The following is a 24,303-nucleotide window of genomic DNA, read 5'->3' on the forward strand; positions in this document are numbered from 1 at the left end:
GTCTCCCTCGCCTCTCACTGGTCAGTTCCGTTCGGTTCCTCGGCGGGCCGGTAACAGGCCGCCAGCAGGGCCGCGGCGCTCACCACGCCCAGCCCGGCGGCGAACAACGCGGGCCCGGCGCCCGATCGGCGGTGTCCGAACAGTCCGTCCACCGAGTACCGGCCGTTGCCGAGCGCGGCCAGTGCCACGGACGCGCCGCCCACCACACCGACGTACTCCCAGCCGCCCTTGAACACGAAGAAGCCCTTGCCGCGGTGGTCGGTGCGGGCCGCCACGGCCATCAGCGCGACGGTGGCCGCGGCGGGGAGCGGGCCCGCCACCCCCAGGGCCAAGCCCATCCCCGCCGCCATCTCGGTGCCGGCCGCCATCCGGGCGTGCACCCCGGCGGGCCGCAACCCCAGCGCCTCGAACCAGCCGGTGGTGCCCTTGAGTCCGCCCGGCCCCGCGACCTTGTTCCAGCCGTGCGCGAAGAGCATCGGGCCGAGCGTCGCGCGCAACGCGAGGGCGGCGCCGTCGTGGCCCTTCACTGACCCACTCCGGTGGCGCGGCCCGCGGGTGCGGCGCCGTACAACACCGGTACGGCGTCGATGAGTTCCTCGGGGGTGAGCGCCTCGCCCGAGCGGCTGGGGTACACCCCCGAGACGGTCCAGCCCTGCAGACGGCCCAGCCTGTTGCCCTCGATGCGCAGTACCTGGCCGGTCAGCCAGGACGCGTCGTCAGAGGCCAGGTAGACGACGACCCCGCTGGCGTTGGCGGGATCGCGCGGGTCGAAGCCGCCGGCGCCGGCCTCCAGTTCGGCGCCGACCTCGAGTCCCTCCGTCATCCGGGTGGCCGCGATGGGTGAGATGGCGTTGGCGGTGACGCCGTAGCGGCGCATCTCCAGCGCGGTGAGGATCGTCAGCCCGGCGATCCCGGCCTTGGCGGCTCCGTAGTTGGACTGGCCCTGATTGCCGAACAGGCCTGTTCCGGAGGTCGTGTTGATGATCCGGCCGGCGACCCGCTCACCCCGCTTGGCCGCCTCGCGCCAGTACGCGCAGGCGTGCCGGGTGAGCGCGAACGTGCCCTTGAGATGCACGGTGATCACCGCGTCGAACTCGGCTTCGGTCATCGAGAACAGCATGCGGTCCCGCACGATCCCCGCGTTGTTCACCACGACGTCGAGCCGCCCGAACTCCGCGACGGTGTCCGCGATCATCGTCTCCGTCGCGCCCCAGTCGCCGACCGAGGCGTGGTTGGCGACCGCCCGCCCGCCGAGCTTGGTGATCTCGGCGACGACGTCGTCGGCCGGGGAGTCACCGGTCCGCTCGCCGTGCACGCCGGCGCCGAGGTCGTTGACCACCACGGCCGCCCCGGCCTCGGCGAGCGCCAGGCAGTGTGCGCGGCCGAGGCCCCGGCCACCGCCGGTCACGATCGCCACTTTGTCGTCGAGGATGCCCACCCTCTACCTCCCGGGTATGTCGAGTTCGCGGAGTACTTCGTCGGTGTGCTCGCCGAGCGTCGGCGCGCCGCCGCGCGGCTTGTCGTCGACGCCCCAGAACGCGACGGGCGTCGCCACCGTCCGCAGCGTCGGCGCGTCACCCATGCCGGGCTGTTCGACGAAGGCTCCGACCGCCTCGGCCTGCGGATCGGCGGCGACCTCCGCCAGCGTCTGCACGGGCGCCCACCACACGCCCTCGGCGTCGAACCGCCCGGCCCACTCGGCCAGCGGCCGGGTCGCGAACTCCTCGTCGAACACGGCGATCAGTTCGCGTACGTGCCCGCGCCGGGCCTTGCCCGTGGCGAACCGTTCGTCGGCCGAGAGGTCCTCTCGCCCGAGCGCCCGGACCACACCGGGCCAGTGCCGGTCGCCCTCCAGGCCGACCAGCCACAACCACCGGTCGTCGGCGGCCCGGTAGCAGTTGTAGAGCGGGGACTCGTGCTCGGTGCGGTGACGGGTTCGCCCGCGCCTGCCGAAGAAGTTCTGCAGGGCGAGGTCGTTGCCGTTGGCGTACGTCCCGGAGCGCAGCAGCGAGACGTCGACCACGGCGCCCTCGCCGGTGCGTTCACGGCACAGCAGCGCGGCCAGCACCCCGGCCACCAGATTGGACGCGGCCGTACGGTCGCCGAGGCCGGGCCGGATACCGGGTGGCGGTTCCCCGGCCGGATTGAGCATGGCGGCGATGCCGGGCCGGGCCCAGAAGGCGGAGACGTCGTAGCCGGCCCGGTCGCGTTCGGCCCCCGTCCAGCCGTAGCCCGTCAACGTGCCGACGACCAGGCGGGGATGGCGGCCACGCAACTCGTGCGGGGACAGGCCCAGCCGTTCCAGAGCGCCCGGTCGGAGGTTCGTCACGAACACGTCGGCACGTTCGAGCAGCCGCTCCAGCACCTCCTTGCCGTCCTGCGAGCGCAGGTCCAGGACGATGCCGCGCTTGCCCCGGTTGTCGGTCTCGAACGGTGGCGCGCTGTCGACGTCCTGGCCGACATGCCGCAGGGTGTACCGGTTGGGGTCCCCGGTCGGCGCCTCCACCTTCACCACGTCCGCGCCCCAGTCCGCGAGCATGGTGGCCGCGGCCGGTGCCGCCACCCACATGCCCAGCTCGACGACGGCAATGCCCTCCAGTGGCCGCACGGCCCACCTCCAGATCTGTCGGAACGCCTGCTACACGCCGCGGAACTCGCCCGGTCGGCGCTCCCGGAAGGCCTTGAGCCCCTCGGCCCGGTCCTCGGTGCAGAACAGCACCGAGACGGTCTCGCGCTCGTACGCGACCGCCGTCTCCAGGTCCATGCCGAGGCCGTGGTCGATCAGTCGTTTGCCGGCGGCGAGAGCGAGCGGGGCGCCCGCGGCCAGTCGCACCGCCAGGGCCCGCGCGGTCTCCAGCGCGCCACCGGGTTCGGCCAGTTCGTTGACCAGTCCCAGTTCCCGGGCCCGCTCGGCGTCGATCGGCTCGCCGGTGAGGATCATCTGCTTGGCGACCGCGGGCGGCACCAGACGTGGCAGGCGCTGCGTGCCGCCCGCGCCCGGCAGAACACCGAGTTTCATCTCCGGCAGGCCGAGCCGGGCGCCCCGCTCCGCCACCCGCAGGTCGCAGGCGAGCGCCAGCTCCAGGCCGCCGCCGAAGGCGAACCCGTGGACGGCCGCGACCGAGGGCTTGGGGAAGTCCTCCAGCAGCGCGTACGCCTCGGTCAGGCGCCCCACGAAGGCACGGAACTGCCCCGGTGTCGTGAACGAGTCGATCTCATCGAGGTCGGCGCCGGCCGAGAAGGCCCGGCCCGCGCCGGTCACGATCAGGGCCCGTACGGAGTCGTCGTATCGGAGGTCGTTCAGCGCCCGGGTGAGCCGGTCCAGCGTCTCGGAGCCGACGGCGTTGAGGCGTTCCGGCCGGTCGAGGGTCAACACGGCGATCCGGTCGCGGAGTTCGACACGCAGCACGGTGCTCACCTCAGACCATCGTGAGGCCGCCGCTGACCGAGAGCGTCTGCCCGGTCATGTAGGCGGCGTCGTCGGACGCGAGGAAGGCCACCACACCGGCTATCTCGGCGGGCTGGGCGACGCGGCGCAGCGGGATCGCCCGCACCGTCGCGTCGTACATCTTCCGGCTGTACTCGGCGACCTGTCCGAGCAACGCGGTGTCGGTCGGCCCGGGGCAGACGCTGTTCACGGTGATGTCGTACCGGGCGACCTCGCGGGCCAGGGCCTTGCCGAAGGCGATGACCCCGCCCTTCGTCGCGGAGTAGACGACCTCGCCGGAGGAGCCGACGCGACCGGCGTCCGAGGCGATGAGGACGACCCGGCCGCCGCCGCGCTCGATCATGGAGTCGAGGACGGCCCGGGTCGTCGTGATCGTGCCGCGCAGATTGACGGCGATGATCCGGTCCCAGGTCTCCTCGCCGCTGTCGACGAAGCGGCCGATGACGTCGACGGCCGCGTTGTTGACCAGCACGTCCACCGGACCCAGCTCGGCGGCCACCCGCTCCACGGCCGCACGTACGGCCGTGCCGTCGGAGATGTCGGCGCCGACCCCGATCGTGGGCACCGCGTAGCGCTCCGCTAGCCGGACCGCGACCTTGTCGGCGGCTGCCGGGTCCAGGTCGCAGACGGCGACGGCCGCCCCGTGGGCGGCGAGCCGGTCGGCGATCGCCTCGCCGATGCCACGACCCGCTCCGGTGACGAGCGCCACCTTGTCCCGTACGCTCACGCGCCCTCCCTCGCCCGGCTCCCGATACAGCGCTATCGTATAACTACTTCAGCTAAATAAGCGAGATGCATGAGTGGAGTCGAGTATGCGTCGTACGATCTTCACCGAGGAGCACGAGCTGTTCCGCGACACCGCCCGCACCTTCTACCTGCGCGAATGCGTCCCGCACACCGAGCGGTGGGAGCGTGCGGGTCAGGTGGACCGGGCCGCGTGGCTGGCGGCGGGCAAGGCCGGGCTCATCGGCTGGCAGTTCCCGGAGGAGTACGGCGGCCAGGGAGTCGTGGACTTCCGCTTCAACGCCGTCATGGCCGAGGAGATGGCGGCCACCGGCGCGGTCGGCATCGGGCTCGGGCTCCAGAACGACGTCGTCCCGCCCTATCTGATGCGCCTCACCACCCCGGAACAGAAAGCCCGTTGGCTGCCCGGTGTGATCAGCGGCGCGACGATCTGCGCGCTCGCGCTGTCCGAGCCGTCCGCCGGGTCCGACCTCAAGGGCATGCGCACCACCGCCCGCCGGGACGGCGACGCGTGGGTGATCGACGGCTCCAAGACCTTCATCACCAACGGCATCCTGGCCGATCTGGTCATCGTCGCGTGCAAGACCGACCCGGAGGCCGGCCACAAGGGCATCAGCCTGATCGTCGTCGAGCGCGGAGCCGAGGGCTTCGAGCGCGGACGCAAGCTCGACAAGGTCGGAATGAAGGCGCAGGACACCGCCGAGCTCTTCTTCCATGAGGTCCGCGTCCCCACCGAGAACCTGATCGGGCAGGAGGGGCGCGGTTTCTACCACATGATGGGCAACCTCCCGACGGAACGGCTCGCCATCGCCGTCTCCTCGCTGGCCTCGGCCGAGAAGGCGTTCGGCATCACGCTGGCGTACGCCAAGGACCGCACCGCCTTCGGCCGCGCGATCGGCGGGTTCCAGGCCAACCGGTTCGCCCTCGCCGACATGAAGGCCCGGATCGCCGCCGCCCGCGGCTACCTGGACGGCTGCGTCATGGCCCTGGTCCAGGGCGAGCTGACGCCCGACGAAGCCGCGGCGGCCAAGTACTGGACCACGGAGACCTGCTGGGAGGTCATCGACCGCTGTATGCAACTGCACGGCGGATACGGCTACGTCAACGAGTACGAGATCGCCCGCATCTGGCGGGACAGCCGGGTGCAGCGGGTGTTCGGCGGCACCTCGGAGATCATGCAGGAGATCGTGGGCCGGTCGCTGGGGCTCTAGGCGAGGTCCCGGCCCAGGTCCCGGGCGGCGTCATGAGAGAAGTCATGGGGCGGCGTCATGGGCGAGGTCGCGAGCGAAGTCATTGACTAGCTTGGATAAATAGGTTAGCTATTTAACCTCTACTGTGTGCGGCTCCGAGGAGGCATCCGTGGTCACGGTCGATGTGCAGCTGCACCAGGACAGAGCCGAGCGGGACCTGCCGCGGCCCCGGCTCCTCATCGGCGGCAAGGACGTCACCGACGCCTCCGGCGGGGTCCATGAGCACCGCAACCCGGCGACCGGTCTGGTCCAGGCCCACATCCCGCTCGCCGGCCCCACCGAGGTGGACGAGGCGGTCCGGGCGGCCCGCCGGGCCTTCGAGGTCTGGGGCGCCATGCGCCCCGCCGAACGCCGTCGGCTGCTCACCCGCTTCGCCGGACTGCTGCGCGACCACATCCCCGACTTCGCGGCCGTCTGCCCACTGGAGAACGGCGTCTGCATCGGAGGCTGGGCGGAGAACGTCGGACCGCACGTCGCCGAGTGGACCGAGTACTACGCAGGCTGGGCCGACAAGATCGAGGGCATGGTCGGCGCGGCCTACAGCCCGCACGAGAACGTCGAGTACACCATCCCCGAGCCGTACGGCGTCATCGGCCACATCATCACCTGGAACTCGCCCGCCCTGTCCCTGGCGATGAAGGTCCCGCCGTCGCTCGCCGCCGGGAACACCGTGGTGATCAAACCGGCGGAGTCCACGCCGTTCTCCGCGCTGCTCTTCGCCGACCTGGCCCGCGAGGCGGGCCTCCCCGACGGGGTCGTCAACGTCGTCACCGGTCTCGGCGACGCGGGTTCCGCCCTGGTGACCCACCCCGGCGTGGACAAGATCTCCTTCACCGGCGGGCCCGCCACCGCCCGCCGCATCATGGCCGACGCGGCACCGAGCCTGAAGCCCGTCGTGTTCGAACTGGGCGGCAAGTCCGCCAACCTGCTCTTCGCCGACACCGACCTGGACGCCGTCGTCCCGTACTGCGCGGCCTTCGCCATGAGCAACACCGGCCAGGGGTGTGCCCTGCCAACCCGCCTGCTCGTCGAGCGCCCGGTCTACGAGGAGGTCGTCGCGCGCGTCGCCGGGGTGGTGGCGCACCTTCCCGTCGGCGACCCGCTCGACCCGGCGACGTACATCGGCCCCCTCATCGACGCGGCCGCCCGCGACCGCGTCCAGGGCGTGATCGACAAGGCGATCGACGGCGGGGCGGGACGGCTCGTGTACGGCGGCGAACGCATCGACGGCGAGGGCTACTTCGTCTCCCCGACCGTCTTCGCCGACGTCGACAACCGCAGCGACCTCGCCCAGCGGGAGATCTTCGGCCCGGTCCTGGCCATCACCCCGTTCGACACCGAGGACCAGGCGGTCGCCCTCGCCAACGACACCGAGTACGGCCTGTCCGCATACGTCCAGTCCCGGGACATCGCCCGGGTCCACCGCCTGGTGCCGCGTCTGAAGGCCGGGACGGTCTACGTCAACCCCGGCCCGAACCCGATCACCTCGCCTGCCACGCCGTTCGGCGGGGTCGGCCTCAGCGGGTTCGGGCGAGAGGGCGGCAAGGCCGGCCTGGACGAGTTCCTCCACGTCAAGGGTGTCGGCATCAGCCGCGTCTGACTCCCGCCTTCCGAAGCCCTTTTGGAGCAAAGAGCATGCACTCCGCCCGCCGCCTGACGTTCGGCGACATCATCCGTGAGCACCGAAGGTCCTTCCCCGACAACGTGGCCGTCGTCGACGGCGAGGTCCGGCTGACCTGGCCACAGCTGGACGAGCGCACCAACCGCCTGGCCAACGCCCTCGTGGACGGGGGCGTCGGCCCCGGCGACCGGATCCTGTGGCTCGGCCAGAACTCCTTCCGCATCTGGGAGCTGCTCGGCGCCGCCGCGAAGATCGGCGCCATGGTCTGTCCCGGCTACTGGCGGTGGGCCGCTCCGGAAATGGTCTTCGCCGTCGAGGACTTCGACCCCGCGGTCGTCGTCTGGCAGGACGAGGAGATCGGCGACACGGTCGGCAAGGCGCGCGCCGAACTGGGCGACGCACACCGGGCGTTGTGGCTCCGCCACGACACCGACGACACCGACACCCCGGACGGCTACGAGTCGTTCCTCGCCACCGGTTCGACCGAGGACCCCGACCTCGACGTCGATCCGGACTCCGCGCTCCTGGTCATCTACACCGCGGCGCTCACCGGACGCCAGTCGGGATCGATGCTCTCGCACCGCAACCTGCTCGCGATGGGCGCCGGTGCCGCCTGGATGGGGGACATCGGCGCGGAGACCGCCTTCCTCGGCGCCGGGCCGATGTTCCACATCGGCAACTACCAGTTCTGGGGCGTCCCCGCCTTCGTCCACGGCGGCAAGAACGTGATCGCCCGCCGGGTCGTCGCCGAGGAACTGCTCCCCCTGCTGGCGGCGGAGCGGTGCACCCACGCGTATCTGATGCCGCCGACGATCGCGCAGCTCGTCGCGTTGAACCGCGAGGCCGGCCACGACCTCTCCCGCCTGCGGGCGAGCGTCGCCGCACCTCTGTGGCAGGGCACCGTGCCCACCGACGGCAGCCGGTTCACCCGCAACGGGGGCGGCGAGGGCCGCGGCTACGGGCAGACCGAGGTCACCGGCTTCGCGGTGACCGGCGCCTACGGCGGCCAGGGCGCCGGCAACGCGGGACGGCCGGGCCCCTGCACCGCGGTACGCGTCCTGGACGGCGCCGGCAAGGAGTGCGCGGCCGGTGAGGCCGGTGAGATCTGCGTCCGCGGCGACCTCGTGCACCTCGGCTACTGGAACCGGCCCGAGATCAACGAGGAACGCTTTCGCTTCGGCTGGTGGCACACCACCGACCTCGGCCGACGCGAGCCCGACGGCACGATCAGCTTCCTCGGGACCACGACCCGCATGCTCAAGTCGGCCGCCGAGAACATCTTCCCGGCGGAGGTCGAGAACTGCATCGAAGCGCATCCGGCGGTCAAGGAGGCCGCCGTGATCGGTGTGCCCAACGAGCGCTGGGCCCAGGACGTCAAGGCGGTCGTGGTGCTCCACCCGGACGCCGACGGGATCACGGCGGCGGACCTCATCGGGCACTGCCGGGAGCGGATCGCCTCGTACAAGAAGCCGAAGACGGTGGAGTTCGTCGAGGCGCTGCCCCGCACCAAGGACTTCGCCAAGGACTACGAGGCGCTCGACGACCGCTTCGGCGGCGGCGGATACCCCGGCGGCGAGACGCTCGGCGCGGGACGGTGAGCACATGACCGACCGCCGGCCCGTGATCGTCGGCGTCCACGCCACCGAACAGGCGCTGACCCTCCCCGACCGCGACGCCATGGACCTCGCCCTCGAAGCGGTGCGCGGCGCGATCCAGGATGCCGGACTCACCCCCGCTGACGTCGACGGCGCCCAGGTGGACTGGCCCGGCCCCGGCGGCGTGCCCGGCGAGGGCAGCTCCTGGGCCCGGCTGCTCGGCCGGAACCTGCGCTGGACCAGCGACTCGATGCTCGACAACGCGGGCTCACGCGGTCTGCTGAAGGCGGCGGCGGCGGTCCGCGCCGGGTTCGCGGACACCGTCGTGGTCGGCGGCTGCAAGCTGGTCTCCCGCGGCGCGGGGCCCGTCGGGGCCGGGGTGCCGCTGGAGTTCGCCGATGTGTGGGGCAGCTACGTGGTCGCCCAGTTCGCCCTCGTGGCGGCCCGGCACATGCACGAGTACGGGACGACCTCCCGCCAGCTCGCGGAGGTCGCCGCCACGATCCGCAACAACGGCACCACCAACCCCGAGGCGATGATGTACGGCCGCGGCCCGTACACCGCCGACGACGTACTCGCCTCCCGGATGGTGGCCACACCGTTCCACCTGCTGGACTGCTGCATCGTCGGCGAGGGCGGCGCGGCCCTCGTGGTGACCACCGCCGAACGGGCCCGGGACCTGCCGCACCCTCCCGTGGCCGTGCTCGGCGGTGGAATGGAGTACCACCAGGCCGCGTACGCCAATCCGGCGCTGTACCGGGAGGTCGGTCAGCTCGGCCGGGAGGCCGCCGGCCGCGCCTACGCGATGGCCGGCGTCAGCCCCCACGACGTGGACGTCTTCTCCCTCTACGACCCCAACTCCTTCGAGATAATCCGGCAGTTGGAGATCCTCGGACTGTGCGGGGAGGGCGAGGGCGGGCCACTGGCGGCCAGTGACGCCATCGCCGCGAAGGGCAGGCATCCCGTCAATCCGGACGGTGGCTGTCTGTCGTACGCGTGGAACGGCACGCAGCAGATGACGCTCAAAGTCGTCGAGGCCGTACGGCAGTTGCGGGGGACCGCCGTGCACCAGGTCGAAGGCGCGGAGCTCGCGGTCGTCGGCAACGCCGGATCCGGAGCGCAGCACTACGAGATGAGCGTGCTCGGGAGGATGCGATGAGTTCCCAGGATGCGATGAGTTCTCTCGGCGGCCGGCCCGTCCCCGTCCCCACCGAGCTGTCCCGGCCCTTCTGGGAAGCGGCCCGGCGCGGCGACCTCGTCGTCCCGCACTGCCCGACCTGCGGGCTGCGCTTCTTCGTCCCCGAGCCGGCCTGCCCCGGGTGCATGGCGCGGGACTGGCGGTACGTGCCGAGTGCGGGCCGCGGGACCGTCTACTCGGTGACCGTCGTCCACCGCGCTCCCGGCCCGGGGTTCGACACGCCCTTCGCGCTCGCCGTGATCGACCTCGACGACGGAGCCGCCCTGCTCTCCCACGTCGACGCCTGCGATCCGGACGACGTCGCCATCGGCATGCGCGTCCGCGTCACCTTCCGGCATTTCACGGACGAGATCACGCTTCCGTACTTCGTACCGGACACGACACACGAGCGACCGACAACCGAATGAGGGCGGAGGTGGGCGCGGTGGCGAACACACCGGTACGGGTCCCCAAGATGGCCGAGCTGGTGGCGGCACAGCTGCGCCGCAAGATCGTGCGCGGGGAGCTGGCGGAGGGGGAGGCGCTGCCGGCCGAGACGGCGCTGATGGCGGAGTTCGCCGTCTCGCGGCCGACGCTGCGCGAGGCGTTCCGGGTACTGGAGTCGGAGTCCCTGATCAGCGTGCGCCGGGGCGCCCGGGGCGGGGCGCGGGTGCAGACCCCGGAAGGCACGGTCGCGGCCCGCTACGCCGGGGTGGTCCTCGAGTACCGGGGCACCACGCTCAAGGACGTCTACGACGCCCGCACGGTCATCGAGGCCCCGTGCGCCGGTCTGCTGGCCGAGCGCCGCACGGACGAGGACCTGGAGCGGCTGCGCGCGGCCGTCGCCGAGGCCGAACGGCTCATGGACGACCCGTCGGCCTTCATCCGCGCCCACATGGAGTTCCACGCCCTGGTCGTCGAGCTGGCGGCCAACGAGACGCTGAGCGTCCTCAACGGCATGGTCCGGCACATCATCGACCAGGCGAACTGGTCCCATGTCGACCTCGACGCCGGCAGCCCCGAGAACATCCGGGCCAACCGCCGGGGCTTTCGCGCGCACGGCGCGCTGGTCGAGCTGGTGGCCGCGCGCCGGGCCGAGGCGGCCGAGGAACTGTGGCGCGTCCACCTCCAGGAGGCCGAGGACTACCTGTTGCGGAGCAGGTCCATGACGACGGTCCTGGACCTGCTCGGCTGACCGTCAGGCGGGCTCGCGCAGCTCGTGGACGATGGGCTCCCACACCTCGGCGTCGATCTCGTACGCGGTGTAGAAGGACACCCGGTCGACCAGTGACCCGTACCGGCGCCGGATCTCGCCCGCGACCCGCTCCGGTTCCGCGACGACCGCGAAGGTGCGCAGCACCTCCTCGTCCACGAGCCCGCTCATCGCCTGCCACTTGTCCTCGCGCCGGGACGTCGACAACGCGTGCAGCTCGTCGCCGAGATCACCCCACCCGTGCAGCTCCAGCACCCCGCGGTAGGCGGGAGTGCTGCCGTAGAAGGCGATCTGAGCCCGGGTGCCCTCGATCGCGCGGGCCATCTCCTCCTCCGTCCGGCCGGTCGCGGTCAGCAGCAGATGGGAGACGGAGAAGTCGTCCCGGGGCCGGCCGGACGCGGCCAGTCCCGCCCGCACGGTCGGCAGGGTCACCTCCCGCAGATACCGCTCGGTGGTGAAGCCGTGGGCGAGGAGCCCGTCGGCGACCTCGCCCGCGACCCGGGTCATCGCCTCGCCGACCGCGGCGACGAACACCCTGGGCGCGCCGCCGGGAGCGGGCGGGGGAGAGAAGAAGGGCGACATCAGGGTGTGCGAGTAGAAGTCACCGCGGAAGTCGAGCCGCTCGCCCTCGTTCCAGGCGGCCCAGATGGCGCGCAGCGCGCTCACGTACTCCCGCATCCGGGCCGCGGGCCGGCTCCACGGCATGTCGAAGCGCCGCTCGATGTGCGGTTTGATCTGGCTGCCGAGGCCGAGCGAGAACCGCCCGCCGGCGTAGGTCTGGAGGTCGTGCGCGGTGTACGCGAGCTGCATGGGGGAGCGGGCGAAGGCCACCGCGATGGCCGTGCCGACCTCCAGCCGTTCGGTGTGCTCGGCCGCCAGCACGAGCGGCAGGAAGGGATCGTGCTGGGACTCCGACGCCCACAGGCCGTCGTAGCCGGCCTTCTCGTGGTGCAGGGCCTCCGCCACGACCTCTTGGGTGCTCCACACACTGAGCTTGCCGTCGACCTTCATGCCGCTCCTTCGCACGTGCCGGTGCCCGTGTCCATGCCGATGCGCCGTGCGAGCAGTTCCCGGTGGTACGCCGGGTCGCCGAACAGCAGCTGTGAGGTCTTGGCCCGCTTCAGGAAGAGGTGGGCCGGGTGCTCCCAGGTGAAGCCGATGCCACCGTGCACCTGGATGTTCGCCTCGGTCGCCAGGAGAGCGGCCTCGGAGCAGAACGCCTTGGCCAGGCTCGCCACGGCGGGCAGCTCCGGGTCCTCGCTCTCGGCGGCGAGCAGCGCGTAGTGGGCCGCGGCGCGCGCCGACTCCACCTCCAGCAGGACGTCGGCCAGGAGGTGCTTGACCGCCTGGAACGAGCCGATGGGCCGTCCGAACTGGTGCCGCACCTTCGCGTACCCGACCGCCATGTCGAGGGCGAGGGAGGCCAGGCCGACCTGCTCGGCGGCCAGTGCCACCGCGGCCCGGTCGAGTACCTCCGCCACCAGGTCCCAGCCGTCCCCGTGCGTACGCAGCCGGGTCGCCGGTACGTCGTGGTAGTCGAGGCGTGCCTGACGGCGGGTCGGATCCATCGTGGGCAGGGGCGTACGGGTCAGGCCGCTCGCGTCACCCGCCACCTGGAAGACGCCGATGCCGTCACCGGCGCGGGCGACGGTGAGGACGACGTCGGCGCAGGCGCCGTCGAGGACGAACGTCTTGTGCCCGGTGAGCAGCCAACTCCCCTCGCTCTCACGGGCCGTGAGCCGGACGCCGGCCGTGTCCCAACGGGCGGAGTCCTCGGTCAGGGCCAGTGTCCCGACGAGTTCACCGCAGGCCAGCCCCGGCAGCAGGCGCTTGCGGGCGCCCTCGTCGGCGCAGCGCAGCAGCGTGGTCGTCGCGAGCACGGCCGAGGACAGGAACGGCGCGCACGCCAGGGCACGGCCCATCTCCTCCATGACCACGCCCACTTCGACCGGCCCGTAGCCGGCGCCGCCGTACTCCTCGGGGACGGCCAGTCCCTGGAGGCCGAGCTCCGTTCCCATCCGGCGCCACAGTGCCGGGTCGAAGCCTTCCGGGGTCTCCATCAGGCGCCGCACCTCGGTCTCGGGCGAGGTGTGCGCCAGGAACGCCCTGACCGTGCGCCCCAGTTCCTCCTGCTCGTCGCTGAACGCGAAGTCCATGGGTCAGCCCTCCGCGTGGGCGCGGCGACGACCGCGGGACGCGATGATCTTCTCGACGGCGGCGATGTGGTCGGGTGAGTGCATGCTGTCCCGCTCGGCCAGCAGGGCGGACTCCAGCACGGTCGCGAGCGCGTGCTCCAGATGCAGGTTCACCGCCCGTTTGGTCTCGCGCAACGCCTGCGCGGGCAGTGCCGCCAGCCGTCGGGCCAGGTCCATGGCCTCGTCCAGGAGCTTGTCCGTCGGTACGGCACGATTGGCGAGGCCCAGCCGGACCGCCTCGTCGGCGCTCACCCGGTCGCCGAGGAACAGCAGTTCCTTCGCGCGGGTCGGCCCCACCAGCAGCGGCAGGATCAGCGCTCCGCCGTCGCCGGCGACGAGCCCGACCTGGACGTGCGGGTCGGCCAGGTGCGCGTCGTCGGCGATCAGCACGAGGTCGCTGAGCAGGGCGAGGCTGCATCCGAGGCCCACGGCGGGGCCGTTGACCGCGGCGATCACCGGCAGCGGGCAGCGGAGCATGCCGGTGATGATCCGCCGGGCCTCGTCGACGTTCCGCTCCCGGAAGGCGCGGTCGCGCTGGACCCGGGTCATGATGCCGAAGTCGCCCCCGGCGCTGAACGCCCGACCGCGTCCGGTGAGCACGACCACCCGTGCCTGCGGATCCTCGGCGACGGTGTCCCAGATCGAGGCGAGGGCGGAGTGCAGTTCTTCGCTCATCGAGTTGAGCTGGTCGGGCCGGTTCAGCTCGATCAGCCGGACCGGCCCGACGGCCGTCACCAAGAGGTCCGTCATCTTCACCGCCATCAGTCATCAGTCATCAACGAGTTAGTAGAGTTGAATGCTATAACTAATTAAGCTTTCTGGAAACGGCTCGGTGGAGTGACCCGGAGGACGCGCATGCCGCAGCAGGAGTACGAGACCGTGCGAGCCGAGGTGGCGGACCGGATCCTCACCGTCACGCTCGACCGGCCCGAGAGACTGAACGCCTTCACCCCCCGGATGATGGCCGACCTGCTCGACGTCCTCGACGCGGCGGACGCCGACGACGAGGTGCGGGTGATCGTGGTGACCGGCGCGGGGCGCGGGTTCTGCGCCGGTGCGGACGTCAGCGCCAAGGGCTCGTCCTTCGATCACCGCGCGGCCGGCGCGTGGCACCGGGACACCGGCGGACGGGTGGCGCTGCGGATCTTCTCCAGCACCAAGCCGGTGATCGCGGCGGTCAACGGCCCGGCGGCGGGCGTCGGGGCCAGCATGACTCTGCCCATGGACATCCGGCTGGCGTCGACCTCGGCGAAGTTCGGCTTCGTCTTCGCGCGGCGCGGCATCGTGCCGGAGTCCGCCGCGAGCTGGTTCCTGCCGCGGGCCGTCGGTATCCAGCGGGCCATGGAGTGGGTGGCGAGCGGCAGGGTCTTCGGCCCCGACGAGGCGCTGGCGGCCGGCCTGGTCCGTTCCGTCCATCCACCGGAGGAACTGCTGCCGGCGGCGTACGGGCTCGCCCGGGAGATCGCCGAGAACACCTCCGCGATCTCGGTCGCCCTCTCGCGCCAGATGATGTGGCGGATGCTCGGCGAGCCCCATCCGATGGCCGCGCACCGGCTCGATTCGCGGATCATGAGCCAGATCGGCGGCGGCCCGGACCCCACGGAGGGCGTCGAGTCGTTCCTCGCCAAGCGGCCGCCCGCGTTCCCGGGCCGGGTCAGCACGGACCTGCCGCCCGTATACCCCTGGTGGGACGAGGAGGAGTTCCGGCCCCTCGGGACGTGAGCGGCGAGATCCGGCCGAAACATTGTCGTAGTTTGCTCGGAGTGTTAGCGTCCGGTCGGCGGTCATTCAGTTGAATGCGCTGAACCATTCACCCCGCCTGGACGGTAACCATGAACGATGGTTTCCCGCACGCATCCCTTCGCGGCGTCGACTGGGGGGTCGCCACCGCGGACATGATCGCGGCCCCGCCGCCGCCCGCCGCCGAGCGCGACGGTCACTTCCGGCAGTGGACCGACGACCTCCGGCATGTGACCGGCGTCGTCGCGGACACCCACCGCATGGTCGCCGGATGGCCGCAGCTCCAGCCCGACGGCCCCGGCAGCTGGGACCCGGACGCCCTGGACCGCTGCGACCGGGCGCTCGACTCCCTGCTCGCGCACGGTCTGCGGCCCGGCCTGACGCTGCTCCACCGCACCCTGCCGCCGTGGCTGGACGCCCAGGGCGGCTGGCTCGCCCGTGCCGGCGCCGAGCACTTCGCCGACTACGCCGCCGCACTGGGCCGCCGCTTCGGCGACCGGGTGGACCGCTGGATCACCTCGTCCGACCTGGCCGGGCCGACGCTCGCGGACCATGTGGCCGGAATGTATCCACCGGGCCGGGGCATCGGCAGGGCGGGACTGCCCGCCGTCCACCACATCCTGCTCGCCAACGGGCTCGCCGCCCAGGCCCTTCGGGCCGTCGGCGCGAAGGGCCGGATCGGCACCACGGTCACCCTCGTCGGCGGCTACACCGCCACCGACGATCCCTACGACCGCCTCGCCCTGGAGCGTCTGGAGAGCTGGACCAACCGCCTCTTCCTCGACCCCCTGCTGCTCGGCGAGCACATGGTCACCGAGGACGACGTCTCACCGGTCGGGGCCACCGGCTGCGTACGGCCCGGCGACCTGGCGGCGATCGCCACCGAGCAGGACCTGCTGGGCCTGTCCTGGCACACCCCGTTCCGGGTCACCGCGCCGGAGAACCTGCCTCGCGTGCTGCCCGCCGTGAACTGCCGGAGCGCCCTCAACGAGGTGAACCGCCTGCTCGTGGGCCTCGGTTTCGCGATCGTCCCGTTCGAGGACGTGGAGACGACCGCCTACGGCTGGCCCATCATCCCCGAAGGGCTCGCCGACGCCGTCGCGGGCCTGCACGATCTGTACGGGGAGCTGCTGCCGCCGCTGTCCGTGATCGACAACGGCATGGGCGACCTGGACCTGGTCGACGACACGGGACACAGCGACGACGCCCGGCGCAGGGCCCTGCTGCGCGCCCGGCTCTCCTGGCTGGCGCGGCTCGTGGCGGCCGGCGTGGACGTGCGCGGATACGAGTACTGGTCGGTCCTCGACAACCTGGAGACCAAGTTCCGCTACACCCGCCTGTACGCGATGGCGGTGCCGGACCACGAGCCCCCGCCGCGCCCCCCGATCCCTTCCGACTGGCTGAGCCGCGGCGCGTTCGCCGGCGCCGCCGTGCCCGAACCGGGCCGCGCGGCCGGTCTGCGCCTGGTACCGGCCGCGCCCCGGGCTCAGGGCGCCGGAGGAGCCTCGTAGTCGCGGCCCCGGATCAGCCGCACCGGGGTGTAGACGAGGACCTCCTCGTCCCCCTGGTTGTGTACGGTCACACGGCTGGTCACCACGCCCCGGCCGGGCTTGCCGGAGGGGCGGCAGCCGACTGTCTCCACGACGGCGTACAGGGTGTCCCCGACGTACACCGGCCGCCGCACGGTGAGCTCCATGTGCAGGAAGGCGAGACCCGTGCCGTGCAGCACGTTCGTCTGGAGGACGAGCCCCTCGGCGAGGCAGTACGTCAGCGCTCCGGGGACCAGCCGGCCCGCGTAGCCGCCGTCCGCGGCGTGCGAGGCGTCCCAGAACAACGGCTCGTTGAAGCCGCCCCAGGTGACGAAGTTGACGAGGTCGGTCTCCGTGACGGTGCGGCGGGCGGTCCGGAAGACCTGCCCGACCGGCATCTCCTCGTAGGTCAGACCCCGTACCAGCGGGGGGACTTCGGTGGTGATCTGCTGCGGTGCCATGATCGGTTCCTCTCGTGCGGTGGTCACAGGTCGAGCGGGTGCTTGCCGCTCACGCCCTCGAAGTCCGGGGCGCGCTTTTCGCGGTGGGCGGCGAGTCCCTCGACGACCTCGTGTCCCGCGAAACCGAAGAACTCCAGCCCCAGCGAGGCCTCGAAGAGCGGCTGAGCGGTGCGGTACCAGTGGTTCAGGGACCGCTTGGTCCAGCTGATGGCGCTGGCCGGCCCGGCGGCCAGCGCGGTCGCCACCCGCAGGGCCTCGGCGTGCACCTCGTCGTCGGCCACGCACTTCGACACCAGTCCGATCCGCTCGGCCTCTTCGCCGGTGAGCGTCTCGCAGGTCAGCAGGTAGTACTTGGCCTTCGCCATGCCGCACAGCAGCGGCCAGCAGATGGCCGCGTGGTCACCGGCCGCGACCCCGAGACGGGTGTGCCCGTCGACGATCTTCGCGGTGCGGGCGGCGACGGAGATGTCCGCCAGCATGCCGATGACCAGCCCCGCGCCGACCGCCGGGCCGTGGATCGCGGAGACCACGGGCTTGGAACAGTTGATCACTCCGTAGACCATGTCCCGCGCCTCGCGCATCACCCGGGACCGCACGGCGTAGTCCCCGGTCATGGCCTCGACGGAGTCGAAGGTCCCGCCCGCCGAGAACGCCCTGCCCGCCCCCTGGACCAGGACCGCGCGGGTCCGCTCGTCCCGGTCCACGACGGGCCAGATGTCGGCGAGCTCACCGTGCATGCGTGGATCCACGGCGTTGAGGTTCGGGGCGTCGAGCACGATACGGAGCACGCCGGGCGCGGGCCGCTCGAAGGTCAGGCTCGTGAACGGGGCGTAGGGATCGGTCACGTCGCGCTCCTGGTGTATTCAGTGCGGATACTATAATTATCTAACTGTATCGAGCGGTGGGCGGCAAGCGGCCGGCACGCCCGCCCGCACCGAGGACGGGATGCCCCGCATGGATCTCACGTTCAGCGAGGAACAGGACGAACTGCGCAAGGTCGTACGGTCGTTCCTCGCCAAGCACTCCGACGAGGCGCAGGTGCGCCGCCTGGCGGCCGACCCGCGCGGTCACGACCCCGTCGTCTGGCGGCGGATGGCCGGCGAACTCGGCCTCCAGGGGCTCGCCGTCCCGGAGGAGTACGGCGGGTCGGGCTTCGGCTACGTCGACCTCGGCATCGTCTTCGAGGAGGCGGGCCGCGCGCTGCTGTGCGGCCCGTACTTCGCGACCGTCGCGCTGGCAGCCGAGGTACTGCTGCGCTGTGCCGACGAGCAGGCACGACGTGACCTGCTGCCGGGCATCGCGTCCGGCGCGACGATCGCCACGCTGGCGCTCACCGAGGAAAGCGGCCGCTGGGACGAGCCCGGCATCCGCCTCACCGCACGCGAGACCCCGTCCGGCTGGCGGCTGACCGGCGCGAAGACGTACATCCCCGACGGGCACCTCGCCGACCTGCTCCTGATCGCGGCCCGCACCCCCAACGGCATCAGCCTCTTCGCGGTCGACACCGGGGACGCACCGGGCCTCGCCCGCACCCCGCTCCCCACCCTCGACCAGACCCGCAAACAGGCCAGGGTGGAGTTCACCGACACTCCGGCCCGTCTGCTCGGCACCGAGGGCGCGGCCTGGCCGGCGCTGGAACGCACCCTCGCCACCGCCGTCGTCCTCCTGGCCGCCGAACAGGTCGGGGGAGCCGCCGCCGCCCTGGACGCCGCCGTGGCGTACGCGAAGATCCGCGAGCAGTACGGCCGGCCCATCGGCTCGTTCCAGGCGGTCAAGCACAAGTGCGCCGACCTGCTCGTGGAGATCGAGTCCGCCCGTTCCGCGGCGTACGGCGGACTGTGGGCCCTGGACGCGGGCGACGAGCGGGAGATCACGATCGCGGCGGCCCTCGCGGGGACCTTCTGCTCGGAGGCCTTCGTCCGGGCCGCCGGCGACAACATCCAGGTGCACGGCGGGATCGGCTTCACCTGGGAGCACCCCGCGCACCTGTACTTCAAGCGGGCCAAGAGCTCGGAGGCGCTGCTCGGCACACCGTCGTACCACCGGGAGCTGCTCGCCACCCGGCTCGGCATCTGAGACCTCAGGGAGAAGCAGACATGGAGCTGGACTTCGGCCCCGCGGTACGCGCGTTCCGCGACGAACTGCGGGACTGGCTCGCGGAACACCTCGTGGGGGAGTTCGCCGAGCACCGGGGCGTGGGCGGCCCGACGGACGGCGCGGCCTGGGAGGTCCGCCTCGCCTGGGACCGCGAGCTGTCCGCCGGGAACTGGCTGGGCGTGAGCTGGCCGCGGCAGTACGGGGGCCGCGGGCTCGGGCTCCTGGAGGAGATCGTCTTCGAGTACGAGTACGCCCGCGCCGACGCCCCCTACCGGGCCACGGTCAACGCCCTCGACCTGCTCGGACCGATGCTGCTCGCGATGGGCGACGAGGCACAGAAGAAGCGCTTCCTGCCACCGGTCCTCGCCGTCGAGGAGTTGTGGGGCCAGGGCTTCAGCGAACCCGGCGCAGGCTCCGACCTGGCGTCGGTCCGCACCCGGGCCGAGCGCGACGGCGAGCAGTGGGTGGTCAGCGGACAGAAGGTGTGGACGTCGTTCGGTGTGCACGCCGACTGGCTCTACGTCCTCGCCCGCACCGACCCGCGATCCGTGCGCCACAAGGGCCTGACCATGCTGCTCCTGTCCACGGACCAGCCGGGTGTGGAGATCCGCCCCATCCGCAACCTGGCCGGCCAGGACGAGTTCGCGGAGGTCTTCCTGTCCGACGCGCGGACCGGCGCGGACATGGTGGTGGGCGAGGTCGGCCAGGGCTGGCGCACGGCCATGGCCACGCTCGGCATCGAACGCGGCACCACGCTCCTGCCCCAGCAGCTCACCTTCGAGCGGGAGGCCGAGGCGCTGATCGGCCTGGCCCGCGAAAGGGGCGCTCTCGGCGATCCGATGCTGCGCCGCCGGATCGTCGACGCCTGGATCTCCGTACGCATCATGCGCACCACCAACCTGCGGACCCTCGGCGAACTGACCGCGGGCCGCACGCCGGGCGCGCAGGCCACGACGGCGAAGCTGTACGCGTCGACGCGGCACCAGCGACTCGGGCACCTCGCCCTGGAACTGGCGGGCCCGGCCGGGCAGATCGTCGGCGAGGACTACGGCCTGGACACCCGCCAGCGCTCCTTTCTGCTCTCCCTCGCGGAGACGATCTACGGCGGTTCGAGCGAGATCCAGCGCACCGTCATCGGGGAGCAGATCCTCGGCCTCCCGAAGGAGCCACGGCCGTGACCACCTTCGAGGAGCGCATCGACCGCGTCGAGTCGCAGCTGGCCATCCAGCAACTGCCCGTCCGCTACGCGCTGGCCGTGGACGGCCGGGACCTCGACGCCTGGGCCGGCTGCTTCCGGCCGGACGTGGACATGGGGCGCCTCGGCCGTGGCCGGCCGGTCCTGCGGCGGCACATCGAGCCGCTGCTCCGCGGCTTTCGCCGGTCCGTCCACCAGATCTGCGGCCACCGCGTCGAGTTCACCGGCCGCGACACGGCGACCGGTGACGTCTACTGCCGGGCCGAGCACGAGGTGGGGGACCGGTGGATCGTGATGGCGATCTGCTACCGGGACGACTACGCGCGCGTGGACGGCGAGTGGTACTTCTCCCGGCGGCGTGAACGGCACTGGTACGCCGCCGACGTGACGGAGCGCCCCCAGGCGGTGGACTTCACCGGCTGGGCGGGCGCCGGCCCACCGGCGCTGCCCGCGGCCTTTCCCACCTGGGCGGCCTTCTGGAAGGAGACGTGATGGCGTCAGGCACCCGGCTGGCCGGCAGGACGGCCCTGGTCACCGGCGCAGGACAGGGGGTGGGGCGCGGTATCGCGCTCGCGCTGGCGGCCGAGGGGGCGTCGGTGGTGATCACCGGCCGCACCGAGGGCAAACTGAGCCACGTCGCAGGAGAGATCACCGAGCGGGGCGGCAAGGCGCACACCGTGGTCGGGGACGTGGGGGAGCGCGGCGACGTCGACCGCATGGTGGCCGAGACGGTACGGACGTTCGGCGGACTCGACGTGCTGGTCAACAACGCGCAGTCCTCGGTGCAGCGCCGACTGGAGAAGACGTCGTACGACGATGTCGAACTCACCTACCGCAGCGGCCCGTTGGCCGCCTTCCATGCGATGCAGGCGGCCCTGCCCCATCTCAAGGAGAGCCGCGGGAGCGTGGTGAACCTCGGTTCCTCCGCCGCGGTGCAGGGCGAGGCGACCTTCGCGGCGTACGCGATGGCCAAGGAGGCGATCCGCGGCCTGACCCGGGTGGCCGCGCGGGAGTGGGGCGCGTACGGGATCCGGGTGAACGTCGTCTGCCCGGCGGCGCTGAGCCCGGCGGCGGAGGAGTATCTCGCCGCGCATCCGCAGAAGGCGGAGGAACTCGCCAGGGAGATCCCGTTGGGCCGCCTCGGGGACCCGGAGGGGGACATCGGCCGGGCGGTGGCCGCCCTCGTCAGTGACGACATGGCCTATCTGACCGGTGCGACGCTCATGCTGGAGGGCGGCCGGACTCTGCTCGGCTGACGCCGTCACACGACTCCGCGGGCCCGCAGCCCGGCAAGCTGATGATCCGTCACCTCGACCAGGTCGGCGAGGACTTCGGCGGTGTGCTCGCCCAGCGCGGGTGGCGCCGTGTAGCCCTCGACCGGCGTTGCCGTGAACCGGATCGGATTGGCGAGCAGCGGCAGCCGCCCCGACACCGGGTCCTCGACCTCGACCAGCATCCCCCGGTGCCGTATCTGGGGGTCGGCGAAGACCTCCGGCAGCTCGTTGAACGGGCCTGCGGGGACTTCGTGTTCGTCGAGCACGGCAAGCCACTCGTCGCGGGTCCGGGTGCGCAGGATCGCCTCCAGTACCGGCAGGATCTCCTCGCGGTGGGCGATCCGGGCGGAGGTCGTGATGAACCGGGCGTCCTGGAGGAGGTCGATGCGGTCGGCCGCCGCGCAGAACGCGGCGAACTGCCGGTCGTTGCCCGCGACCAGGAACAGCGGCTCGTCCTTGCAGAGGAAGACCTGCGAAGGTATCCCGCCGAAGCCGCCGTTTCCGCGCCGCCGCGGCACCTCGCCGGAGACCAGGTAGTTCATCGCGAAGTGGGACAGCGAGGCCAACCCGCAGTCCAGCAGGGACAGGTCGATGAACTGGCCCTCACCGGTGGCGTCACGGTGCCGCAGGGCGGCCAGCACGGCCGTGGAGGCGTAGAGCCCCGTGAGGACGTCGACCATGCTGACGCCGACCTTCATCGGTTCCTCGGGGTGTCCGGAGGCGCTCATCATGCCGGACATCGCCTGGAAGATGCCGTCGTAGCCGGGGCGCGCGGCGTACGGCCCGGTCTGGCCGAAGCCCGTCACCGACAGGTAGACCAGCCTGGGGTCGGCCTCGCGCAGACTCACGTGGTCGAGCCCGTACTTCGCGAGCGTCCCCGTCCGGAAGTTCTCGACCAGGACGTCCGACCGGGCGGCGAGAGCCCGGATCAGCTCCTGCCCTTCGGCGGTGGCGTGGTCGACGGTCACCGACCGCTTGTTGCGGTTGCAGGAGAGGTAGAAGGCGGCGGTGTCGGTCCGCTCGCCTCCGGGGCCGTGCGCGAAGGGCGGGCCGTACGTCCGTGAGTCGTCGCCCGCTCCGGGCCGCTCCACCTTGATCACCTCGGCGCCGAGGTCGGCCAGCATCTGGGTGGCCAGCGGCGCGGCGAGGACGCGGGACAGATCGAGGACGCGGATCCCGGCCAGGGCAGTTGACGGCATCGGGTTCTCCCTCTGGTATCGACGAGCTAATCAGTTATATAAATAATACAACTAGGCCGCTGCCTGTGTCCCGCGTGATTGCTCAACTATCATATTCATGTAACTATATAAATCGGCCGACAGGCCGAGACCGGAGGGCGTGCGGATGACCGTCGCGGCAAGGACCCTCACCGACCAGGAACAGCGCGAACGCCGGGCCTGGTTCCGGGCCCGCTGGGAGCGCGGGGTCGCCTTCAACCGGCTGTGCCGCATCCGCGTGACGCGCTGGGAGCCGGACGGCGTCGAGATCGTACTGCCCTACGCCGAGACCCTCTCCGCCCACGAGGAGATCTTCCACGGCGGGGTGATCTCGGCCCTCATCGACACCGCCGGCGCCGGCGCCGTGATCGCCGGGCACGACTTCGCGAAAGGGAGCCGGCTCAGCACCGTGTCGATGTCGGTCCAGTACCTCGCGCCCGTCCGGGGCCCGGAAGCCGTCGCCTTCGGGCGCTGCGTGCGCCGCGGCCGCAGGGTGCACTTCGCCGACGTCGACGTGATGGCCGACGGACGCATCTGCGCCCGGGGCCAGGTGGTGGTGACCATCTCCGGGGAACGGCCGGGCGTCGGCGACCCCATCGAACCGCTGGACGAGGAGTGACGTGATGCCCGAGGAGTCCGTGCCGTCTCCCCAGGACCCGGACCTGGTGCTGTACGAGGTGGACGAGGACGGAGTCGCCGTCGTCACCCTCAACCGGCCCGAACGCAGGAATGCGTGGAGCATCCCCATGGAACGCCGCTTCTTCGCGCTCCTCGACGAGGCCGCGCACGATCCGGCCGTCCGGGTTGTGATCGTCACGGGCTCGGGCAAGGCCTTCTGCCCCGGGATGGACGTCGAACGACTGGAGCAGAACGCGCGGCCGGGCCAGTCGCTGAACCTCCGGGCCCGTGTCCCCATGTACAGCAAGCGGGACATGCCGAAGCCGATGATCGCCGCGGTCAACGGCGCCTGCGCGGGCATCGGCCTGGTCCAGGCCCTCGTCTGCGACGTCCGCTTCGCCGCCCGCGGGGCCCGCTTCACCACCGCCTTCACCCGGCGCGGTCTGGCCGGCGAGTACAACCTGCCGTACGTCCTGCCGCGCGTCGTCGGCCTGGAGAACGCGCTCGACCTGCTGCTCTCCGGCCGGATCTTCGACGCCGACGAGGCGAAGGACCTCGGTCTCGTCAGCCGCGTGGTGGAACCCGAGGACCTGCTCGGCGCCGCCCGCGCCTACGCCCGGGACATCGCCCGCAACTGCTCCCCACGCGCCATGGCCGTCGTGCGCCATCAGGTGTACGGCGACCTGGACCGTAGCTTCACCGACGCCCTGGCCCGCTCCTACTCCGCCATGGAGTACTTCGCGGGCTCGCCGGACTTCCGCGAGGGCGTGGCGAGCTTCAGGGAGAAGCGGGAGCCGAAGTTCGAGGGACTGCCGCCGGACTTCGACCCGGCCGAGGCCACCCGCGACGCGTTCCTGCCGTACTGACCTGCCGGGACGACCTGCCGTACTGACCGGCCGGGCCGACCTGCCTTACCCACCCGCTGGACC

General features: G+C 71.8%; 25 protein-coding genes. 14 read left to right on the forward strand and 11 right to left on the reverse strand.

The annotated features are described in order from the left end of the window. Positions 1 to 14 precede the first annotated feature (14 nt). Genes ACIRPU_RS37325 through ACIRPU_RS37345 form a run of 5 tightly spaced genes read right to left on the reverse strand, consistent with a single transcriptional unit; the run spans position 15 to position 4,175 of the window. On the reverse strand, positions 15 to 527 hold the full coding sequence (locus ACIRPU_RS37325; protein ID WP_403875447.1) for a DoxX family protein: 513 nt from the start codon (positions 525 to 527) through the stop codon (positions 15 to 17). After that, the gene (locus tag ACIRPU_RS37330; RefSeq protein ID WP_403875449.1) at positions 524 to 1,438 is read right to left on the reverse strand and encodes an SDR family NAD(P)-dependent oxidoreductase; all 915 of its coding nucleotides are present in this window, start codon (positions 1,436 to 1,438) and stop codon (positions 524 to 526) included. Before ACIRPU_RS37330 ends, ACIRPU_RS37325 begins: the two co-directional genes overlap by 4 nt. Positions 1,439 to 1,441: 3 nt before the next feature. Continuing rightward, complete coding sequence (locus ACIRPU_RS37335; RefSeq protein WP_403875452.1) at positions 1,442 to 2,608, reverse strand: CaiB/BaiF CoA transferase family protein; 1,167 nt, start codon at positions 2,606 to 2,608, stop codon at positions 1,442 to 1,444. A gap of 30 nt (positions 2,609 to 2,638) precedes the next feature. Then, positions 2,639 to 3,418 (reverse strand): enoyl-CoA hydratase/isomerase family protein, encoded by a 780-nt coding sequence (locus ACIRPU_RS37340; protein ID WP_403875455.1) that lies wholly within the window; start codon positions 3,416 to 3,418, stop codon positions 2,639 to 2,641. A 1-nt stretch (position 3,419) separates the two neighbouring features. Then, positions 3,420 to 4,175 carry an SDR family NAD(P)-dependent oxidoreductase gene (locus ACIRPU_RS37345; RefSeq protein WP_403875458.1) on the reverse strand — a complete coding sequence of 252 codons (756 nt, stop codon included), beginning with the start codon at positions 4,173 to 4,175 and terminating at the stop codon, positions 3,420 to 3,422. 85 nt (positions 4,176 to 4,260) lie between these two features. On the opposite strand from ACIRPU_RS37345, the gene ACIRPU_RS37350 reads away from it, so the two are divergent. The 6 genes from ACIRPU_RS37350 (at position 4,261) to ACIRPU_RS37375 (ending at position 11,030) form a co-directional block, all read left to right on the forward strand. Continuing rightward, a complete protein-coding gene (locus ACIRPU_RS37350) occupies positions 4,261 to 5,403 on the forward strand; it encodes an acyl-CoA dehydrogenase family protein (RefSeq protein ID WP_403875461.1) in 1,143 nt (380 codons plus the stop codon). A gap of 148 nt (positions 5,404 to 5,551) precedes the next feature. After that, positions 5,552 to 7,042, forward strand: coding sequence for an aldehyde dehydrogenase family protein (locus tag ACIRPU_RS37355; protein WP_403875464.1), 1,491 nt, complete (start codon positions 5,552 to 5,554; stop codon positions 7,040 to 7,042). 35 nt (positions 7,043 to 7,077) lie between these two features. Then, the gene (locus ACIRPU_RS37360; RefSeq protein WP_403875467.1) at positions 7,078 to 8,661 is read left to right on the forward strand and encodes an AMP-binding protein; all 1,584 of its coding nucleotides are present in this window, start codon (positions 7,078 to 7,080) and stop codon (positions 8,659 to 8,661) included. Positions 8,662 to 8,665: 4 nt separating this feature from the next. Beyond that, positions 8,666 to 9,817 (forward strand): thiolase family protein, encoded by a 1,152-nt coding sequence (locus tag ACIRPU_RS37365; RefSeq protein ID WP_403875469.1) that lies wholly within the window; start codon positions 8,666 to 8,668, stop codon positions 9,815 to 9,817. Then, entirely contained in the window at positions 9,814 to 10,263 is a 450-nt protein-coding gene (locus ACIRPU_RS37370; protein WP_403875472.1) for a Zn-ribbon domain-containing OB-fold protein, read from the forward strand. The genes ACIRPU_RS37365 and ACIRPU_RS37370 overlap by 4 nt, the downstream gene beginning before the upstream one ends. A gap of 17 nt (positions 10,264 to 10,280) precedes the next feature. Beyond that, a complete protein-coding gene (locus ACIRPU_RS37375; protein ID WP_384111003.1) occupies positions 10,281 to 11,030 on the forward strand; it encodes a FadR/GntR family transcriptional regulator in 750 nt (249 codons plus the stop codon). A 3-nt stretch (positions 11,031 to 11,033) separates the two neighbouring features. Here ACIRPU_RS37375 and ACIRPU_RS37380 read toward each other — a convergent pair whose 3' ends face one another. Genes ACIRPU_RS37380 through ACIRPU_RS37390 form a run of 3 tightly spaced genes read right to left on the reverse strand, consistent with a single transcriptional unit; the run spans position 11,034 to position 13,993 of the window. Continuing rightward, on the reverse strand, positions 11,034 to 12,059 hold the full coding sequence (locus ACIRPU_RS37380) for a TIGR03617 family F420-dependent LLM class oxidoreductase (protein ID WP_403875475.1): 1,026 nt from the start codon (positions 12,057 to 12,059) through the stop codon (positions 11,034 to 11,036). Then, entirely contained in the window at positions 12,056 to 13,204 is a 1,149-nt protein-coding gene (locus tag ACIRPU_RS37385) for an acyl-CoA dehydrogenase family protein (RefSeq protein ID WP_403875479.1), read from the reverse strand. Before ACIRPU_RS37385 ends, ACIRPU_RS37380 begins: the two co-directional genes overlap by 4 nt. A gap of 3 nt (positions 13,205 to 13,207) precedes the next feature. Beyond that, positions 13,208 to 13,993 carry an enoyl-CoA hydratase/isomerase family protein gene (locus ACIRPU_RS37390; protein WP_403875482.1) on the reverse strand — a complete coding sequence of 262 codons (786 nt, stop codon included), beginning with the start codon at positions 13,991 to 13,993 and terminating at the stop codon, positions 13,208 to 13,210. A gap of 105 nt (positions 13,994 to 14,098) precedes the next feature. Between ACIRPU_RS37390 and ACIRPU_RS37395 the strand changes: the two genes are divergently transcribed. Beyond that, positions 14,099 to 14,965: a crotonase/enoyl-CoA hydratase family protein gene (locus tag ACIRPU_RS37395; RefSeq protein WP_403875484.1), complete on the forward strand. Its 867-nt coding sequence runs from the start codon at positions 14,099 to 14,101 to the stop codon at positions 14,963 to 14,965. A 110-nt stretch (positions 14,966 to 15,075) separates the two neighbouring features. After that, positions 15,076 to 16,494 (forward strand): family 1 glycosylhydrolase, encoded by a 1,419-nt coding sequence (locus tag ACIRPU_RS37400; RefSeq protein WP_355705537.1) that lies wholly within the window; start codon positions 15,076 to 15,078, stop codon positions 16,492 to 16,494. Here ACIRPU_RS37400 and ACIRPU_RS37405 read toward each other — a convergent pair. After that, on the reverse strand, positions 16,470 to 16,973 hold the full coding sequence (locus ACIRPU_RS37405; RefSeq protein WP_403875488.1) for a MaoC family dehydratase: 504 nt from the start codon (positions 16,971 to 16,973) through the stop codon (positions 16,470 to 16,472). The genes ACIRPU_RS37400 and ACIRPU_RS37405 overlap by 25 nt on opposite strands. A 23-nt stretch (positions 16,974 to 16,996) precedes the next feature. Next, on the reverse strand, positions 16,997 to 17,818 hold the full coding sequence (locus ACIRPU_RS37410; protein ID WP_403875490.1) for an enoyl-CoA hydratase/isomerase family protein: 822 nt from the start codon (positions 17,816 to 17,818) through the stop codon (positions 16,997 to 16,999). 109 nt (positions 17,819 to 17,927) lie between these two features. On the opposite strand from ACIRPU_RS37410, the gene ACIRPU_RS37415 reads away from it, so the two are divergent. Genes ACIRPU_RS37415 through ACIRPU_RS37430 form a run of 4 tightly spaced genes read left to right on the forward strand, consistent with a single transcriptional unit; the run spans position 17,928 to position 21,521 of the window. Further along, positions 17,928 to 19,049: an acyl-CoA dehydrogenase family protein gene (locus ACIRPU_RS37415; RefSeq protein ID WP_403875492.1), complete on the forward strand. Its 1,122-nt coding sequence runs from the start codon at positions 17,928 to 17,930 to the stop codon at positions 19,047 to 19,049. Positions 19,050 to 19,069: 20 nt separating this feature from the next. Then, positions 19,070 to 20,248: an acyl-CoA dehydrogenase family protein gene (locus tag ACIRPU_RS37420; RefSeq protein WP_403875495.1), complete on the forward strand. Its 1,179-nt coding sequence runs from the start codon at positions 19,070 to 19,072 to the stop codon at positions 20,246 to 20,248. Next, a complete protein-coding gene (locus ACIRPU_RS37425) occupies positions 20,245 to 20,757 on the forward strand; it encodes a nuclear transport factor 2 family protein (RefSeq protein WP_403875497.1) in 513 nt (170 codons plus the stop codon). Before ACIRPU_RS37420 ends, ACIRPU_RS37425 begins: the two co-directional genes overlap by 4 nt. Continuing rightward, positions 20,757 to 21,521, forward strand: a complete 765-nt coding sequence (locus tag ACIRPU_RS37430; RefSeq protein ID WP_403875500.1) for an SDR family NAD(P)-dependent oxidoreductase — start codon at positions 20,757 to 20,759, stop codon at positions 21,519 to 21,521. The genes ACIRPU_RS37425 and ACIRPU_RS37430 overlap by 1 nt, the downstream gene beginning before the upstream one ends. A 5-nt stretch (positions 21,522 to 21,526) precedes the next feature. On the opposite strand, the gene ACIRPU_RS37435 is transcribed toward ACIRPU_RS37430, so the two are convergent. After that, complete coding sequence (locus ACIRPU_RS37435; RefSeq protein WP_403875503.1) at positions 21,527 to 22,738, reverse strand: CaiB/BaiF CoA transferase family protein; 1,212 nt, start codon at positions 22,736 to 22,738, stop codon at positions 21,527 to 21,529. A gap of 145 nt (positions 22,739 to 22,883) precedes the next feature. Between ACIRPU_RS37435 and ACIRPU_RS37440 the strand changes: the two genes are divergently transcribed. Continuing rightward, positions 22,884 to 23,375, forward strand: coding sequence for a PaaI family thioesterase (locus ACIRPU_RS37440; protein WP_403875506.1), 492 nt, complete (start codon positions 22,884 to 22,886; stop codon positions 23,373 to 23,375). Positions 23,376 to 23,379: 4 nt separating this feature from the next. Beyond that, positions 23,380 to 24,240 carry an enoyl-CoA hydratase-related protein gene (locus ACIRPU_RS37445; RefSeq protein ID WP_403875509.1) on the forward strand — a complete coding sequence of 287 codons (861 nt, stop codon included), beginning with the start codon at positions 23,380 to 23,382 and terminating at the stop codon, positions 24,238 to 24,240. Positions 24,241 to 24,303 lie beyond the last annotated feature (63 nt).

The sequence above is a fragment of the Streptomyces sp. NPDC102259 genome (genome assembly GCF_044766465.1).
Classification (GTDB): Bacteria; Actinomycetota; Actinomycetes; order Streptomycetales; family Streptomycetaceae; genus Streptomyces.